This window comes from Pedobacter yulinensis (genome assembly GCF_003029735.1).
GTDB classification, from domain to species: Bacteria; Bacteroidota; Bacteroidia; order Sphingobacteriales; family Sphingobacteriaceae; genus Pedobacter; species Pedobacter yulinensis.
Map to the genome: position 1 here is coordinate 187,813 of NZ_KZ686271.1, position 16,548 is coordinate 204,360.

Annotated in this window: 13 protein-coding genes; 2 read left to right on the forward strand and 11 right to left on the reverse strand. The window is 50.3% G+C overall.

Features of this window, described 5'->3' with window-relative positions; translation table 11 throughout:
* Positions 1–7: 7 nt before the first annotated feature.
* Both C7T94_RS17605 and C7T94_RS17610 read left to right on the forward strand, forming a co-directional pair.
* On the forward strand, positions 8–1,849 hold the full coding sequence (locus C7T94_RS17605) for a RagB/SusD family nutrient uptake outer membrane protein (protein ID WP_162618751.1): 1,842 nt from the start codon (positions 8–10) through the stop codon (positions 1,847–1,849).
* A 45-nt stretch (positions 1,850–1,894) separates the two neighbouring features.
* Entirely contained in the window at positions 1,895–2,872 is a 978-nt protein-coding gene (locus C7T94_RS17610; protein WP_107217106.1) for a discoidin domain-containing protein, read from the forward strand.
* 240 nt (positions 2,873–3,112) lie between these two features.
* Here the strand turns inward: C7T94_RS17610 and C7T94_RS17615 are convergent, their stop codons facing one another.
* From C7T94_RS17615 to C7T94_RS19575, 11 genes are all read right to left on the reverse strand, one after another.
* Positions 3,113–4,183, reverse strand: a complete 1,071-nt coding sequence (locus C7T94_RS17615) for a PA0069 family radical SAM protein (RefSeq protein ID WP_107217108.1) — start codon at positions 4,181–4,183, stop codon at positions 3,113–3,115.
* A 50-nt stretch (positions 4,184–4,233) separates the two neighbouring features.
* Positions 4,234–5,472 carry a carboxypeptidase-like regulatory domain-containing protein gene (locus tag C7T94_RS17620; RefSeq protein ID WP_107217110.1) on the reverse strand — a complete coding sequence of 413 codons (1,239 nt, stop codon included), beginning with the start codon at positions 5,470–5,472 and terminating at the stop codon, positions 4,234–4,236.
* Between the two features lie 67 nt (positions 5,473–5,539).
* A complete protein-coding gene (locus tag C7T94_RS17625; protein ID WP_107217112.1) occupies positions 5,540–6,355 on the reverse strand; it encodes an enoyl-ACP reductase FabI in 816 nt (271 codons plus the stop codon).
* A 104-nt stretch (positions 6,356–6,459) separates the two neighbouring features.
* Complete coding sequence (gene recN / locus C7T94_RS17630; protein ID WP_107217114.1) at positions 6,460–8,112, reverse strand: DNA repair protein RecN; 1,653 nt, start codon at positions 8,110–8,112, stop codon at positions 6,460–6,462.
* A 139-nt stretch (positions 8,113–8,251) separates the two neighbouring features.
* Positions 8,252–10,621: a M56 family metallopeptidase gene (locus tag C7T94_RS17635; protein ID WP_107217116.1), complete on the reverse strand. Its 2,370-nt coding sequence runs from the start codon at positions 10,619–10,621 to the stop codon at positions 8,252–8,254.
* A gap of 7 nt (positions 10,622–10,628) precedes the next feature.
* Positions 10,629–11,012, reverse strand: coding sequence for a BlaI/MecI/CopY family transcriptional regulator (locus C7T94_RS17640; protein WP_107217118.1), 384 nt, complete (start codon positions 11,010–11,012; stop codon positions 10,629–10,631).
* A 174-nt stretch (positions 11,013–11,186) separates the two neighbouring features.
* Positions 11,187–12,092 (reverse strand): type IX secretion system protein PorD, encoded by a 906-nt coding sequence (gene porD, locus C7T94_RS17645; protein ID WP_107217120.1) that lies wholly within the window; start codon positions 12,090–12,092, stop codon positions 11,187–11,189.
* A gap of 21 nt (positions 12,093–12,113) precedes the next feature.
* The gene (coaBC, locus tag C7T94_RS17650) at positions 12,114–13,313 is read right to left on the reverse strand and encodes a bifunctional phosphopantothenoylcysteine decarboxylase/phosphopantothenate--cysteine ligase CoaBC (RefSeq protein ID WP_107217122.1); all 1,200 of its coding nucleotides are present in this window, start codon (positions 13,311–13,313) and stop codon (positions 12,114–12,116) included.
* 27 nt (positions 13,314–13,340) lie between these two features.
* On the reverse strand, positions 13,341–13,667 hold the full coding sequence (locus C7T94_RS17655; protein ID WP_107217124.1) for a DNA-directed RNA polymerase subunit omega: 327 nt from the start codon (positions 13,665–13,667) through the stop codon (positions 13,341–13,343).
* Positions 13,668–14,597, reverse strand: a complete 930-nt coding sequence (locus C7T94_RS17660; RefSeq protein ID WP_107217126.1) for an outer membrane protein assembly factor BamD — start codon at positions 14,595–14,597, stop codon at positions 13,668–13,670.
* A gap of 1,669 nt (positions 14,598–16,266) precedes the next feature.
* Positions 16,267–16,548, reverse strand: a 282-nt coding sequence (locus C7T94_RS19575) for a hypothetical protein (protein ID WP_204353319.1), incomplete at its 5' end; no start/stop codon positions are given.

The following is a 16,548-nucleotide window of genomic DNA, read 5'->3' on the forward strand; positions in this document are numbered from 1 at the left end:
GCTAAACATGAAAACGAAATACACAAAGATACTTTTATCGGCGGCCTGCTGTTTGCTGCTGATGGCGCCGCAAGGCTGTAAAAAAGGTTATTTTGATACGGTTCCTGATAATATCCTGGTCGTTGACGATATTTTTACGAACCGCGGGCAAACAGAGCGCTGGCTTGCCGGACTTTACGGTTCTATCCTGGATCCCTGGGACCAGCCCTATACGAACAGTCTGCCTATATCATCAGACGAGCTTGATGCCGGCAACTGGACAAACCCGCCCATTAACAGCGGGGCAATCAATGCAGACGCCAACCCGTCGAGCCAGAATGCAATGTATGAAAAAATCCGCCTGGCCACGGTCTTTCTGGAAAACATTGACCGGAACGAAGAGATCAAAGCATTGGTGAACGGACCCGAACTGATCAAGCAGTACAAAGGCGAAGCCCGGTTTTTAAGGGCATTTTATTACTGGCAGCTCATGAAACAGCTTGGCCCGGTCGTACTTGCGCCCCTGAAATCAGCCAAACCTGAAGACAACTTCCAGATTCCCCGGAGTTCATGGGATGAATGCGTGAGTTTTGTGCTCGCACAGATGGAAGAGGCGAAAGCCGAAGTTCCGCTCAATAATTACATCACCGGCAGCGACACTTCACTCGACATCACCAAAACAGGGCGCATCAACAAGATCATCATCACAGCAGTACAGTCGCAAATCCAGTTGTACCACGCCAGTCCGTTATTTAATGGCAACACAGAGCTTTCTGATTTCCGGAATCTCGATGGCAAGCAGCTGTTCAACCAAACCTATGACGCCACCCGCTGGAAAAAAGCGGCAGACGCCGCCAAGACAGCAATCGATCTGGCAGAAGCAAACGGCAAACAACTTTACAAAGCAACAAATGCAGATCCTTTCCGGGCGGCTTTTCTTTCGGTCCGCGATCTGTACTGGGATGGCTGGAAAGCCGAAGGCATCTGGCTGCGTACGGCAACAGCCATTAGCGGCGCCTGGGAGATTAGCGCGGCGCCACGGTCCACACAGGGAACCGCGTACAATGGTTTGGCTGTGGTGCAAAACCTCGTAGATGATTTCCGGATGGCAGACGGCACGACCATCAGTACCAATGCCGGTTACCGGGAAAACACCTATACCAATACAGCCACACCTTATTATGTGGCAGGGACCAACACCATGTATACCAACCGCGAGCCAAGGTTTTACGCCTACGTAACATTTAATGGTGCCGTAAATCCCGGCGTACCAAAAACAGGTGAAAATAACGCACGCGTAGAGTTTTTCTTTACCGGGACCTCTGGCAAATCGGGGGCACCGCGCGATTTCCCGAAAACCGGTTACACTGCGCGTAAGAACATTCATCCAACGTTCAGCGTAAATCCCTCGGTAACGGTGGCCCGCCCAGCCATGCTGATTCGTCTTGCCGAATTGTATCTGAACTACGCAGAGGCTTTGAATGAGGCCGAGCCTGGAAATACCGATATCCTGAAGTACCTGAATGCGGTGCGCAACCGGGCCGGCCTTCCATCGCTGGCGGCAGGGCTTTCGCAGGCTGAAATGCGTAACCAGATCAGACTGGAAAGGCGGATCGAACTTTGTTTTGAAGGTGGCCACCGGTATTATGATGTGCGGCGCTGGAAAATCCCTGACCAGCCAGGATCTAACCAGGGTGGCCAGTTTTTTGGAATGAACATGGATGCGGGGACTTCGCTCTCTGACCCTGCCTTTCATACCCGTACAGTTGCGTTTACCCGCACCGTGTGGCAACGCCGGTATTATTTTCTGCCCTACGGACAAAACGAAATGGACAGGAACAAACAATTGGTTCAGTTTCCCGGATACTAGCTCCGGACAGGAACCAGGAAAATCAGAAATTTTAAAAGCACGAACATGTTAACAAACTATAAATCTATATTGAGCTGGGGCGCGGCGGCACTCTTCCTATTTGCCGCTTGTGAAAAAGACGAGCCATATAACGAGGAGACTGATTCGAAAGACAATGCGCTTGTATTTGCTGCCAAGTCGAATAAGGGTTTGCAAAATCTGACCATCTTTCCATTCGCGGATACAGCCCGTACGTTCACGTTTGGCGCATCCATCGGGATGCTCGGCAAGCCGGCTTCACCGATCCCGGTTACCTTTGCTGAGGATGCCCGGGCCTTTGACAGCCTGAACAGGCAGCGGCTCAGCTCCGGCCAGGTGCCCTATGAGCGCTTTCCGGCCGATGCCTACTCAATCGATAAGCTGAATGTAACCATTCCGCAAGGCGGACAAACGTCTGATCTGATCACGGTAAAGTATTTTTCAAAGAAATTCGATTCTCAGAAAGACTATTTGCTGCCGCTCAGCATCACCAGTGCATCAGGTTATGTGATCAATCCCTCTGTTAAAACGGTTATGATCGTTGCACCGCGGCTTAGTGAACGTCTGGCTTCCAAAACGGGCTGGACTGCTACAGCCAGTTCTGAAGAACTGGCCGGCGAAGGCCTCGTAAACGGACGGGCTTCTGCGGTTATTGACGGCGACGTTAATACCTTCTGGCATTCGCGATACCTCGGCGCGGAGCCTACCTATCCACACTGGATCAACATTGATATGAAAAACGAGATCTATGTAACCCGCGTGGATCTTGCACCAAGGCAGAATAATGGCAACGGGTCCGTCAGATTCAACGTCGAGGGGAGCAAAGATGGGACTACCTGGACCACGCTGGGCAGCAACCTGACATTCAACCCGGCAAATACCTCTTTCCAGGCTTATCCGGTTACACCAGGCTTTCAGCGCTACATCCGTGTTACGCTACTGGAGCCGCGAAATGCAGGTACCCGCAATACGCACCTGGGCGAAGTGAACATTTACCGCTACTGATGCGAACCTGGGGCAATCAGGAGATTGCCCTTTAAAGTTGTAAGTCCCGGCACGGTGCTTCCTGCACCTGCCGGGATTTTTTTCACAGTGCCGTCTGTTTGAACCCCCTTGACGGCCGTTAGCAAAGCCAGGCTGCTGCCGGCAGTGGCCGAGCGGAAGAGCAACAAGGGGGCGCTCGCGCAATACATACAACGTTGCCCGCATGCTGCTGCGAACCCGGAAACACCCTGCAGAAGCCGCCTAAAATAGTTTCATCTGGGAGCCGGGAACCCTGAAAAGTGAGGAATCCAGGCGGTACTCCTTTGTATTCAGTCCATTGAGCCGGCAATGCAGCCTGAACGTGTCGCTGATCATTTTTGCAATGTTTCCCTCGCCACGCATTCTCGTTTCGAAACGGCTGTCGTTGACATTTCCATTGTGGCAGCTCTGAATCATGTGCCATACCTTATCAAATCGGTCAGGAAAATTTTTACGCAGCCAGTCTTCGAAAATCTGGCCGATCGCACCGTTCAGACGCACAATTGTGTAACCTGCGCGCTGAGCGCCAGCATCGGCTGCGGTCCGCAGCAAATCCGGAATCTCGTGGTTGTTCAGACCCGGTACCATCGGGGCTGTCATGATACCTGTCGTAACGCCAGCCTTGCTCAGTGCTTCCATCGTTTTGAAGCGTTGTTTGGCGGTTGCCGTGCGGGGCTCCATAACTAGCCTCAACTTTTCGTTCAGGCTATTGATGGAAAAGAAAACAAAAACGAGGTTCATTCTCGCCATTTCCTGCAAAATGTCGAGATCGCGTAGAACAAGGGCATTTTTGGTGATCATGCCGATGGGCTGACGGTAGGCAAGCGCAATTTCGAGCAGCTGTCGTGTTAACCGGAACTTTCGTTCTGCCGGCTGATAACAATCTGTATTGCCCGACAGAGAAACAGGTTTGGCATCCCAGCCCTTTTTCTCCAGGAATTTTTTAAACAGGGCAGGGGCATCCGGTTTCACGATGATTTTGCGTTCAAAATCCAGTCCCGCACTATAACCCCAGTATTGATGCGCGTTGCGTGCGTAACAATATGTACAGCCATGCTCGCAGCCCTGGTAGGGATTCAGCGAATAAAACATGCCCACGTCAGGACTGTCGACCTTATTGACGATTGTTTTTGAATGTTCCTGGATAAACGATGTGCGGCGGTCAGACTCTTCCCAATCGTCAATGCCCTCTTCGTGCTCTTTGACGTAATCGCCTTTCAGGAAGCGGTTGTGTGGATTGAACTGTGCACCCCTGCCTTTAAAATAGTCCGGTTTCTCAGCATCGTTTTTCATACCATGAAAATGCTAATAATTTTAGTATTTTCATGAGATATTTTTCAACACTATCGCTGCTTTGCGGGCGGCGCGTAGTTCATGGGCACACTGTCTGCCATTTTCTCCCAAGCCCAGATGCCTTCATACAGCACACCTCTGGGATCGGTAATTTCACCATTGGCGTAAAAATAGAGCGGGCGCGACAAGAGGTTGACCAGCGACACCTGGTAATCGGGCATATCAGGAGGCCTGTTCAGCGACATGCCAATCCGCATGCGGAATTCCTGCGGTTCCCGCTCGCGCGTATAAACAACATATAAAGGGTCAGGATTTTGCACATACCGCAAGTCGGCATTGTGTGTTCTGACCAGGGTGTCCGGATTAATCGGGCTCCTGTCTAAAATGGTCATTTCTGCTGGCTGGCGTTTCATGTTAGACCAGAAAGAGATCGAATCATTTGCTGTGATAACCAGCTTTTCATGCCGCTCACGCGCAGCAAGCAGCCGTTCGAGGTTGGCATCGATGATGCTGTCCGGTAGCCTGTTAAAATTTTTCCTGGTTTGCAGTTTGTGGATGATAAAGCCTTCTTCGGCCGTCTGGCCCCGATATAATGAACGGAAAAAATGCTGCGTGGAACCACTGTAAGCCTCCAGCCTTTTTTTTTGATAACGGCGTAAGCGCGCCGCAGAGGCTTTCAGGTCTTCATATGTTGGCAGGCCGGCATAATAAATGACCTTGCTGCGCATATTGAATTCAAACTCCTTCAACAGGTATTTGATCCGGTAACCCAGCGCCTTGTTCTTAATGAGCAGAAACTCGTCTGCACTGACGCGGAGAATCCGTGTTTCAGGATCGAAACTGGTACGCAGCACGTTCTGGTTCAGAATCTGGCAATCTTTAGCATTCTCTGTCAGCCCAATAAAACTTTCCCTGAAAATGCGCAGGTGGTTCATCCTGTCGGGGTCGGGACGAATAACTACCTCGTTAAGCACGGTTACACTCTCTTCCATGACCAGTTCTACGTTCAGCCCAGAACCGCTCAAGGTTACCTGCCTGCTGAGGGGCAAGTATCCGATCATCTGAACCAGCAGGTCATACGTGCCGTTTCTTAGGGGCGGCAGGCTGAAAGCTCCCTTGTTGTCAGCAACCGTACCCAGCTTGTAGCCGCTTACATAAATTCCGGCCCCTGGCAGCACACCTCCATTTCTGGCTTTTACCACCCCCGAGATCTGGTAAGTGTCCTGACCGCATACCGACCGTGCGAGCAGCAGCAGACATGAAAAAAGTAGAAGAGAAAGGCACCTCATGCTTTAAATAAACTAATTTTTTAGTTTATCTGCAAGAAAAAAAAGTTCCCGAAGGAACTTTTTATATCTATGCTTTTATGCCCATTTTTTCCAGCACTTCTGAGCTCACACCGGTAGTGGAGTATCCGCCATCGTGAAAGAGGTTTTGCATGGTAACCATGCGTGTCAGATCTGAAAAGAGCGTGATGCAATAGTCTGCGCAAGACTCAGCATCGGCATTACCCAACGGTGCAATGGCGTCTGCATAGTCGTAAAAATCGCCAAAGCCTTTAATGCCGGTTCCGGCTGTTGTTTTGGTAGGGGATTGCGAAACCGTATTGATACGTACCTTTTTGTCTTTGCCGTAATGGTAGCCGAAACTGCGTGCTATAGATTCCAGCATGGCTTTAATGTCTGCCATATCGGTATAAAACGGGTAGGTGCGCTGTGCCGCCATATAGGTCAGGGCAACGACACTGCCGCCCTCAGAAATGGCGTCCAGTTTTTTTGCTACGCTCAGCATTTTATGGAATGACATAGCCGATACATCGATGCCTTTTGCAAAATAATCGTAATTGGATTCTGTATACGGAATGTTTTTGCGAATGTTGACGCTCATGCCGATGGAGTGGAGAACGAAATCAATCTTGCCGCCCAGAATTTCCTGGCTCTGAACAAAAAGGTTAGTTAGTTCTTCAACGTTTGTGGCGTCAGCAGGGATGATCTCAGAACCGGTTTTCTCTGCCAGGTTTTTGATCTCGCCCATGCGCATGGCGATAGGAGCGTTGGTCAGCACAAATGAAGCACCTTCTTCGTGGGCTTTCTCTGCCACTTTCCAGGCAATGGAGTTCTGATCAAGTGCGCCGGTAATGATGCCGCGTTTACCTTTGAGTAAATTGTACATGTTGTTGTTGTTTTTAATTGATCCGGCCGGCTTTGTGGGCTGTCCGGTTTAGCTATTTAAACACCCGAAGGTACATTTTTTATTGGATTGTCAAGCCCGAATTGCTATCCCAGCAGCTCCCTGGCATTCTCGAGTGCTGATGCGCCCGGATTCTTCCCGCTCAGCATTTCGGCAATGGCTGCCACCCGTTCTTCGGGTTCAAGCCTCCGGATGCCGGTGGTGGTGCGCTCGCCGGCAGCCTTCTTGTGCACAAAGAAGTGCGCCTTTCCCCGGGCGGCAATTTGTGGCAGGTGTGTAATGCAGATCACCTGCAGGTTACCCGACAAGTCATCCATTACCTGGGCTACGCGCAGTGCGGTCTCGCCCGAAATGCCTGTATCGATCTCATCAAAGATAATGGCCGGAAGCGCATTTTTTTGCGCCAGAATGGATTTGATCGCCAGCATCAGCCTCGACAATTCCCCACCCGAGGCCACTTTGTTTACCGGCGCCGGAGACTGCCCGGCATTCGCCGAGAACAGCAGGTTGATCTGGTCGGTTCCGTCCTTTCCCAGGCTGTTTTGACTGCTCAGCTGGAAAATTACCTGTGCCCCGGGCATACTTAGCGAAGCGAGCAGGGTGGCAAGTTCTTTCTCAGCCTTCGGTGCTGCTGCTTTCCGGTCTTTACTCAGCCTTGCTGCCTGTCCCGCCAACGTGGTTTCCAGGTTTACGATGTCTTTGCTCAGTCTGGCAATTTCCTCGTCAGACGATTGCAGGCGACTCAGGTTATCAGCTAAGTTGTTCATCACGGCAAGCAATGCTTCGATTCCCTGCACCCGGTGCTTTTGTTCAAGGCTATAGATCAGGTCAAGCCGCTGTTCCAGGAATTCAAGACGGCCTGGACTCATCTGGGTCTTTTCTTCAAGTCCGAGAACTTCATCGCCAATGTCCCTGATTTCGATCAGGGCTGAGCGCAGGCGCTCATTCAACGATTCAAACTCAGTTCCGAATTTTTCGATTCCGGCAAGCTGGTGAACGGCTTCCTTCAGCAAAACAGAAGCCGCTTGTTCAGAATCATTCAGCAGACCGGCAGCGGTAAAAAGCGCCTTTTTGATGTGCTCCGCGTTGCTCAGCTGCTCCAGCTCCTTCTCGTGCGCATCTTTCTCGCCTTCCTGCAGGCGGGCATTTTCCAGCTCGCTGAACAGAAATTGCTCGTAATCCTGCCGGCTGCGGCTTTCAGCGGCCTCCAGCTCAAGTGCTGCCAGCCGCGCTTTGTCTTTTTTCAGCTGACGGAAGCCGCCCCGGTAAGTTTCGAGCAGCTCGGCATGGCCTGCAAGGGTATCGATCACAGAAAGCTGGAAGTCACTGTCGTTCAATTCGCGGGTGGCATGCTGGGAATGGATGTCGACCAGCTTTTCACCAACTTCTTTAAGAACCGTCAGGTTGACGAGCGTATCGTTTACAAATGCACGCGATTTCCCGTCTGTAGAGATTTCCCGTCTCAAAATGGTCTCGCGCGAAAAATCGACGTCGAGTTCTTCGAAAAGCGGACGAAGGCTGTCGCCTTTTAGTTGGAAATGCCCTTCAATAATGCATTTTTTATCCTGGTTGAAAAAATATTTGCTTTCAGCACGCTGACCGAGAATCAGGGACAAGGCGCCGATCATGATCGACTTGCCGGCACCCGTTTCACCAGTAATCATGTTCAGCCCGGAATCGAATGCAATGTCCAACTCATTGATCAGGGCATAGTTCCGGATGGATAGTTTCTGCAGCATATGTGCTGCTAAATTAACATAAAGCGGTTAGCTTTCAAAAGCGCAGCAAGCTAAAAAGGCTGCGCCTTCTCCGGGTCGCAGCCTTTGTTCATGGTTATTGTTTGTGTGGAAAATTCGTTGCAGGGCTTCGGGGGCCCGCTTAGTTCTGTTTCTTTTTCTCTTCCGCAACTTTGCGGCGCAGTTTTTCTACATCTTCATTGTATTTCTTTTGCAGTGCCTGAAATTCTTTGTTGTCTTTCAGGGCTTTAAATTCGGCCATTTTGGCTTTCCACTCTGGCGAATCGAATTGCCTGCGCAGGCTTTCTGCATGGAGTTTCATTTTTTCATGATTCATCCGGAAGGCAGGCGAGTCGAACTTTCGATGCATGGAGTCGGCCATCCGGGTCATGCCGTCCTGCCGCTTTTTCCATTCAACCGAGTTTACCCGGCCTTGCATGGCCCTGACGTTAGCCTGGAAATCGGGTGTATTGACCCGCTCAGCCACATCTTTCCCAAGCTTTTCCCATTTCGCAAGAGCTTCCGGCGAACTGAACTGCGCGGCCAGTTCATCGGCAAACTTTTGCCACTTCGCCTGAGCCTCGGGCGAATTGAATTGTTTTTCCATGTCTCCAGCCAATTGATTCCATTTGGCCTGAGCTTCCGGACTATTGAACTTTCGTTCCATATCCTCGCCGAGTTTTTTCCACTTCGCCTGTTCCTCAGGGCTGTTGAATTTGCGCTGCATATCCTCGCCGAGTTTCTTCCACTTCGCCTGTTCCTCAGGGCTGTTGAATTTGCGCTCCATATCCTCGCCGAGTTTCTTCCACTTTGCCTGTTCTTCAGGGCTGTTGAATTTGCGCTCCATATCCTCGCCGAGTTTCTTCCACTGGGCTTGTGCTTCTGCGCTGCTAAACTGCTTCACCAACTGGTCATCCATTCTTCTGATTTGGGCACGCATTTCAGGCGAATTGAAGCGTTTCTCCATGTCCTCCCCAAATTTTTTCCATTTGGCCTGTTCTTCCGGCGAATTAAACTTTTTCTCAATTTCTTTCCCGTACTTCTCCCACTTGGCTTGTTCTTCGGGCGAATTAAATCGTTTTGCAAGCTCTTCACCCATTTTTTTCCACTTGGCCTGTTGCTCTGGCGACGCAAGTTTTCTTTGCATATCCTCACCGAATTTCTGCCATTTGGCAAGCTCCTGCGGTGAATTGAAACGCTTTGTAATCAGGACGGCCTGGTTTCTTACCGCATTCAGATAAGCCGAATCAGTTACCGTGCGAACAAGGTTGTTTACGTCATCAGCAGAATAGACAGCGGCCTTCAGGCTGTCAGGAAGCTCAGAGAAGGAGCGGTACTCATGGGTACGGCCCTTTGCATCGGTCGTGATGATGCGGATCTGTCTTTTCTTTTTAGTCGTATCCTGGAGAATGTTCAGGTTGGTCGATCCGAAAGCTGCAATGGTGGCATCACCCTGCGTAGCGACGAACATCTTTACCTGTTTGTCTGCCTGTTTTTTAACGTAAGCCTTTTTCGGACTAATCCAGGCTACGGATACGATGCATGCAAGCGCAAAAGTAAGGGCTGCAAGCTGATGTTTGATATTCAGATAGTTGGTTTTCATGTTTGTAATGCGTTTAATGCGTTGATACAGGTGCTGCGGCTGCCCATTGGCCGCCATCGCCATAGCGGCCGGCTCTTCCGTGTCACGTATAATTTCCAGCTTAAGCAGGGTATGTGCGTAGTCCAGCGGTTTGTTCGTGTGTTTCAGCACAAGGTCATCGCAGGCATGCTCACGCTCAATGTGTACAAAGCGCCCGGCAAGCCAGACAAAGGGATTGAAAAACAGGAGGGTCTCGATCGCCGTCTTCAGCAGGTTGAACAGGTAATCATTTCTGCGGATGTGCGACAACTCGTGGATGAGGATTGCCTCGACTTGTTCGGCATCCATCTGGGATACCAGGCTGAAGGGGAAAAGCACAACCGGTTTCAGGTATCCGGCCACCATCGGCACCTTTACCAGCGCTGAAAGGCTGAAGCCAACCGCTCTTTTAAGGCCGATGGCCGCACTGACCCTGTTGAAAATGACTTGCCATTCTTCGGGAACTGGCTGCAGACCCGTTTTCCGAAGGTTATTTAACCGGCTATAGCCTTTCCATACAATAAAACACTGCAGCAGCATGCCCAGGAGGTAGGCTGCAACGATGACGGGAAAATACGCTTCTGCCTTTTCGCCGAAACTAAGGGGCAGCTCTTTCAGTTTCTCTTTCAGCAGGTGTTGACCGGTAACCTGCACGGGCGCCGAAACGACAATGGTACTGGCACGTTCGTAATACCTGGCAAACGTGGCCAGAAAAAGGCCAAACATGAGTACAAGTGAACCAAATGCAAGGTTGTATCGCAGGCGGGCTTTCATTTTGGGGAAGCCGACCATGACGATAAACAGGAGGCCATAAACGGCTGCACCCTGCCAGAGTGAATTCAGAATGCTCCAGCCGAATGCTTTGCTCAGACTTTGAAAGAGAGGTTCCATAACCTTGTTATTTTTTGTTTTCGAGTTCGTTTAAATAAGCCCTGATTTCGTCCAGTTCCTGCTTGCTTGCCGTGCGGTTTCCCAGTGCCTGCATAACCAGTCTTGATGCTGAACCATTAAAGATGTTGCTGATCATTTTGCTAACCAATTGTTTTTCGGTCTGGTCGCGGCTAATCCGTGCGGTGTAGATATGGGTCTTGGAACTGGCGTCCCGGTTTACAAGCCCTTTCTCGTACATGATCTGCATCAGTTTGAGGGTGGTGGTATAACCCGCCTCTTTCGACTTTGCGAGCTCCTCATGCACCTCGCGCACCGAAGCCTCCCGTTTGCTCCACAGAATCTGCAGAATCTCCATCTCACTTTCGGTTGGTTTTACGTTTTCCTTGCTCATGCTGATATACGAATTGTTTCGTATGACAAATGTACGAATGGTTTCGTATAGTCAAAATCTTTGATTAAAAATTTCGACCAGCGGGCAGATAAAATCGACGAGTGCCAGCTTCGGGCCGATCAGCGATAAAATAAAATGTAAGAGAACGAAGTGGTACAACGTAGTAATGAAGCATTAGGGCATCTTCAATTTTTCGTATTTACCGGTATTTGCAGGGTCTATCTCGCTTAGCAGGTTAAAGGCGCGCATGCGAATGGGCTGTTCTGCGGTAGACAGGATGCTTGCAATTTCATCTGCCTTCGAGGCGAAATAGACGTTTGGAAAAATGGAACCCAGCTTCTGTTTGTCGAGGGTGCCCAGCTCCAGCAGGCCTTCGAGGAGACTGGTAACGCCTTTGCTGCGGTTGCTGGCCATCTGGTCGAGTCCCCTGAAATGGTAGGTGTAAATGAAGCTGCGCAGCAGTTCGAAATTTTTGCTGGTCAGGTTTTCGTTTAGCCAGAAGCGGTTCCTGAGGCCATCAGATGCGCGCCAGCCCGCTCCTCCCGATGTCTGCGCGAGATTGATCACATTGCGGGCCTTCAGGTAATATGATGAGCCGCCGAGGCTGGAAAAGCTGTCTTTATCCAGGCCAATGATCGTATAGGCATAAAAAGAAAGCAGCGAACTGAGGTTCGAAATGAATGTGCTTTCAGAAAAATCAATGGTCTGCCCGTCGCTGTAGTTGAAATCGAAGTTCGGATCGCTCATGTTGAGCAGCGTGGCATAATAAGAAGTGCCGTATACAGGCCTGCTTGATTGGATCTGGGCCTGCGCTTTGTAAGATGATCCACCGTCCCAGGCATTGATGGTCAGCACAACGATGCAATCAATCCGTTCCTGAGGCTGGTAGACTTCACTCCCAAATTTGTTGTTGTTCAGGAAATCCCGTACCGCTTTCTGCAGCTGATCCATCGAATTTTTGTTGATGTTCGGGACGGTGGGAGCGAGGACCTGCACACGCGACAACAATTCCTGCGCCCGCAGGGGCTGCATCAAACAAAGCAGCAGCAGGGAAAGCAGTATAAAGATGTTAGGTTTCATGTCGCGTTGAAAATACGCGGATTAAAGGCCCATTTGCCTGAGGACAGCCGCACAAATGTCGCTGGCCACCGCTGTTTTCGGCTTCAGGTCAAAGGCTGTTTTTTCTCCGTTCCTGTTAAAGATCGTAATTTTATTTGTATTTGTGCCAAAACCGGCACCCTGGTCGTTCAGGGAGTTCAGTACGATCAGGTCCAGGTTCTTTTTGTCCAGTTTGGCCAGTGCATAACTCTCTTCATGCTCGGTTTCAAGGGCGAAACCGACCAGCGTTTGCCCGGGACGTTTCTGAGCCCCCAGCGTCGCCAGCACGTCGGGCGTTTTTTCCAGGTCGATGGTCAGCGTGGGGCTGTTTTTTTTGATCTTCTGACCGGCAGGCTGCGCCGGACGATAGTCGGCCACTGCAGCGCTCATGATCGTGATATCTGCGGCAGGGTAATATTCCAGACAGGCCTGCAGCATATCGCTGGCCGAACGGATGTTTACCCGGTTCAGCCCTTCGGGCGATGCAGGGGTACCCGGGCCGGCAACAAGTGTAACGCTGGCACCGAGCTTGTGCAATTCGACGGCCAGTGCCAGACCCATTTTTCCGGAAGAATGGTTGCCGATAAAACGAACCGGGTCGATCGCCTCATAGGTGGGGCCGGCTGTTACCAGGGCAAATTTGCCAGCCAGCGGCAATGGGCCGGTCAGCTTTTGCTGAATAAAATCGAGCATGGTTTCGGGCTCGGCCATGCGGCCTTCGCCAGAGAGCCCGCTTGCCAGTTCGCCATTGCCCGGCGGAATCAGCGTAACCCCATGTCGCTGAAGTGTTGCCATATTCGCCCGGGTAGCCGGATGCGCCCACATGTCGAGGTCCATAGCAGGTGCAACGTACACGGGGCAGCGCGCCGATAAATAGACCGCTGCCAGGAGGCTGTCGCAAAGCCCGTTTGCCAGCTTAGCCAGAGTGTTGGCAGTGGCCGGGGCAATGAGCAACAGATCTGCCCAGAGGCCGAGCTCAACATGGTTGGCCCATACACCTGTTTCTGCATCGAAATAGGTGCTATGAACGGGATTTTTAGAAAGTGTGGCAAGTGTAAGCGGCGTGATGAAATGTTCACCGCCTTCGGTAAGAATAACCCTGACGTTTGCGCCTGCTTTGACCAGCAGCCTGACCAGAACGGCCGACTTATAGGCGGCAATGCTGCCGCAAACGCCAAGGATAATGTTTTTTTCGTTCAGCATCTTAAATGCCAGAAGCAAAACGGCTCCTTATTTCTGCTCTTTTGCAGGATTTCTGTGGTAAACCTTCTGGTTCAGGAATTCATCCATCGCAATCAGCGTAGGTTTCGGCATGCGCTCGTAGTGCTTGCTGATCTCGATCTGTTCGCGGTTTTCAAAAATCTCTTCCAGGTTGTCGTTTGATGAAGCGAACTCGGCCAGCTTGCCATGGAGCTCTTCTTTCATGTTATTGGAAATCTGGTTGGCGCGTTTTGAAATGATCACGAGCGATTCGTAGATGTTTCCTGTAGACCTGTCTAGGTCATGTACGTTCCTCGTTACCGTGGTATTGGGTACAGACGATTTAATTGTATTCATCTAGTTGCTTTTTTTAAGAATGGTGTTGTTAAAAACGGTATCAGGCTTCTTCGTTTTCTCCAGGAATGCCTTGTATTTAGCCTGGTCTTCGGCAATGGCAGCCAAATATTTTTTTGCCGACTCAATGCCTTCTTCGCTTGCTTTTTTGAGCTGCTCGGCGTCTTTCAGGTATTTGCTGTCTTTATGGGCTTCCACGAAGTCATTGTAAAAACCAATCGCTTCGGTATATCGTTCTTCCTGCCTGTTTTCAAGACTGTTTTTAGCGTACAAATATTGGGCCTTGATGATCAGGAAATCCATTTCCTCGGCATATTTGATATCCGGATAGTCGCGCTGCGCGTTTTTGAAAGCGACAACAGCAGATTTATAATTGCGGATATCGTAATCGCCCATGTCCAGGTACATTTTGGCATTGGCGTAAGCCTTGTCTTCGAGTTTACCGCGCAGGTCTGAGATCAGTTTGCTGGCCTGGGCTACACGTTCACTTTTCGGGTAAAGGTTGATAAACAGCTGCAGGGCATCAATAGCCTTATAGGTATTTTCCTGGTCCAGCGTGGCATTCGGCGAATCCTGGTAATAACAGAAGGCGCTCATGTAGCGGCATTCCTCGGCGTACTGACTGCTTGGATATGTATCGGCAAAAAATTTGAACTGGTACCGGGCCGTCGTATAATCCTTTAAGTGATATAAAGTATAGGCATAATGATAGTTCAGGGTTTCTGCACCTGAAATGCCCCGGTATTTTTGAGAGAGCTCTTCAAAAAGTATCAGCGCTTTACTGTAGTCACGTTTGCCGTAAAGGCGCATGGCTTCCTGATACTTTTTTGTCAGGTTATTGCTCAACCTGATCTTCTCAAACCGGGATTTACATCCGGCGAAGACCATGGAAGCCATCATGAACACAATAAATACGTGCTTAATTTTAAACATTTTGCAAAGATAAGGTAATAATACGACAACGTCAATAAAAACAATTGTGCGCTAAGCTAGCCAAAGTGCGTCATAGGACAAAGGGGTTAACATAATTTAACAGTTGGATTAAGTGGAATCGAGAATCAGGAATCATGACTGGGGAGCAGAACCTGAATTGATCAAGGGTGAAAGAAAAAAGATCAGTGAATACGGCGTTTAACCCCTCGTCATGCCGAAACCGCTTCCTGATTGCTATGACTTGATAACCTGCGGTGAGGAATCTCCCGCTTGCCGTATTCCAGGCTCTCGTTAACAGCAGGATTAAGGAGCAAAGAGCAAAGACCCGAGCGCCTTAGCCTGCGTGGTGCAGAAGCAGTGTCTGATGATAGCACGATTCTCGAAAGTTTTCTTACTGCCTTTGATCGGTGCGAAGCGGCCTTGTATCTTCTCGCCGCAGAAAAGGATGCAAAGTCTTGCAGGGCTCTAACGAGGTTGCGAACGACCAAGGCGGGGAACCAGCCCGGAATAGACTGGTGCAAGGGTATCCGGGCCTTTTCCCGCCGCCCTCAGACTTTGAATGCGTTTATGCAAGAAGAGATACACAGCCGCCCGCCTTTTGCTTCTTTTTGGCGAGGAAAAGAAGTAGCCTCCGCGGCAATGAGCGGCTAGAATCGCTATGGAAGCAGGAACCTCCGCTTGCGGTCATCCCAGGTTTTGTACCGCAACATAACAAGCTAAGCACTCCGTACAGCGGGATTCCTCCGCGCTGTGCTGGCGTTCGGGATGACGGTTTGGTTGGGTGGGGGCGCGTAGCCTGCAGGGTGCTGATGGATCAAGGATTAAGGAACAAAGAGCAAAGACCCGAGCGCCTTAGCCTGCGTCGTGCAGAAGCAGTGTCTGATGATAGCACGATTCTCGAAAGTTTTCTTACTGCCTTTGATCGGTGCGAAGCGGCCTTGTATCTTCTCGCCGCAGAAAAGAATGCAAAGTCTTGCAGGGCTCTAACGAGGTTGCGAACGACCAAGGCGGGGAACCAGCCCGGAATAGACTGGTGCAAGGGTATCCGGGCCTTTTCCCGCTGCCCTCAGACTTTGAATGCTTTTATGCAAGAAGAGATACACAGCCGCCCGCCTTTTGCTTCTTTTTGGCGAGGAAAAGAAGTAGCCTCCGCGGCAATGAGCGGCTAGAATCGCTATGGAAGCAGGAACCTCCGCTTGCGGTCATCCCAGGTTTTGTACCGCAACATAACAAGCTAAGCACTCCGTACAGCGGGATCCCTCCGCGCTGTGTTGGCGTTCGGGATAACGGTTTGGTTCGGGAGTGGAATCAGCAATCAGGACCGGGGTGTAGAATCTGGGTTGATCAAAGATGAATCTGGGTTGATCAAAGATGAAAGAACAAAGAACAATGACCATGGCGTCTAACCCCTCGTCATTCCGAAACTGTTTCCTGATTACTAGGGCTCGGAAACCTCCGGTGAGGAATCTCCCGCTTGCCGTCAGCCAAGTTTTGAAAATGTCGAGGCTCCCATCTATCATCTATATAGTATATATATGTATATACAGCAAGAACCCCCACCAAGGTCAGCTCAAACTGCGTCAAAACACTTTCGTTGTGCCAAATGTTTGCCTTGCTTTTGAATTTTTTCTGCTGGACAATCAATGAGTTAGCAAAAGCGTACGAAAAATTAAGGCGGTAGGTGTTGCATGGAAGGGGAAATGTTTCTACTTTTGCACTCCGCTTCGGAAGGAAGGGGGACGCCGAAAAGAGGGCAGATGCAACGGAAACGAAGTTTTTGACTGATTTGGAGGTATTGAAAAGCAGCAGCTGAAGTTAAAGGGAGCAGCGGAAAAGCGGGGAGAAAATATTTTAAAATATTTCTTGCAGAAGCCAAAAAGTTAGCTACCTTTGCAGCCCGGTTCGGAAGGAACGGGAGATGTGAAAAGCTGAAGAGGAAGAGAAGAAAAAA

Coding starts and splice junctions, on each gene's coding strand:
- C7T94_RS17620 (WP_107217110.1), bottom strand. CDS start 5,472: ATGAGGTGCCTTTCTCTTCTACTTTTTTCATGTCTGCTGCTGCTCGCA.
- C7T94_RS17605 (WP_162618751.1), top strand. CDS start 8: ATGAAAACGAAATACACAAAGATACTTTTATCGGCGGCCTGCTGTTTG.
- recN (WP_107217114.1), bottom strand. CDS start 8,112: ATGCTGCAGAAACTATCCATCCGGAACTATGCCCTGATCAATGAGTTG.
- porD (WP_107217120.1), bottom strand. CDS start 12,092: ATGAAACCTAACATCTTTATACTGCTTTCCCTGCTGCTGCTTTGTTTG.
- C7T94_RS17635 (WP_107217116.1), bottom strand. CDS start 10,621: ATGGAACCTCTCTTTCAAAGTCTGAGCAAAGCATTCGGCTGGAGCATT.
- C7T94_RS17655 (WP_107217124.1), bottom strand. CDS start 13,667: ATGAATACAATTAAATCGTCTGTACCCAATACCACGGTAACGAGGAAC.
- C7T94_RS17610 (WP_107217106.1), top strand. CDS start 1,895: ATGTTAACAAACTATAAATCTATATTGAGCTGGGGCGCGGCGGCACTC.
- coaBC (WP_107217122.1), bottom strand. CDS start 13,313: ATGCTGAACGAAAAAAACATTATCCTTGGCGTTTGCGGCAGCATTGCC.
- C7T94_RS17615 (WP_107217108.1), bottom strand. CDS start 4,183: ATGAAAAACGATGCTGAGAAACCGGACTATTTTAAAGGCAGGGGTGCA.
- C7T94_RS17640 (WP_107217118.1), bottom strand. CDS start 11,012: ATGAGCAAGGAAAACGTAAAACCAACCGAAAGTGAGATGGAGATTCTG.
- C7T94_RS17660 (WP_107217126.1), bottom strand. CDS start 14,597: ATGTTTAAAATTAAGCACGTATTTATTGTGTTCATGATGGCTTCCATG.
- C7T94_RS17625 (WP_107217112.1), bottom strand. CDS start 6,355: ATGTACAATTTACTCAAAGGTAAACGCGGCATCATTACCGGCGCACTT.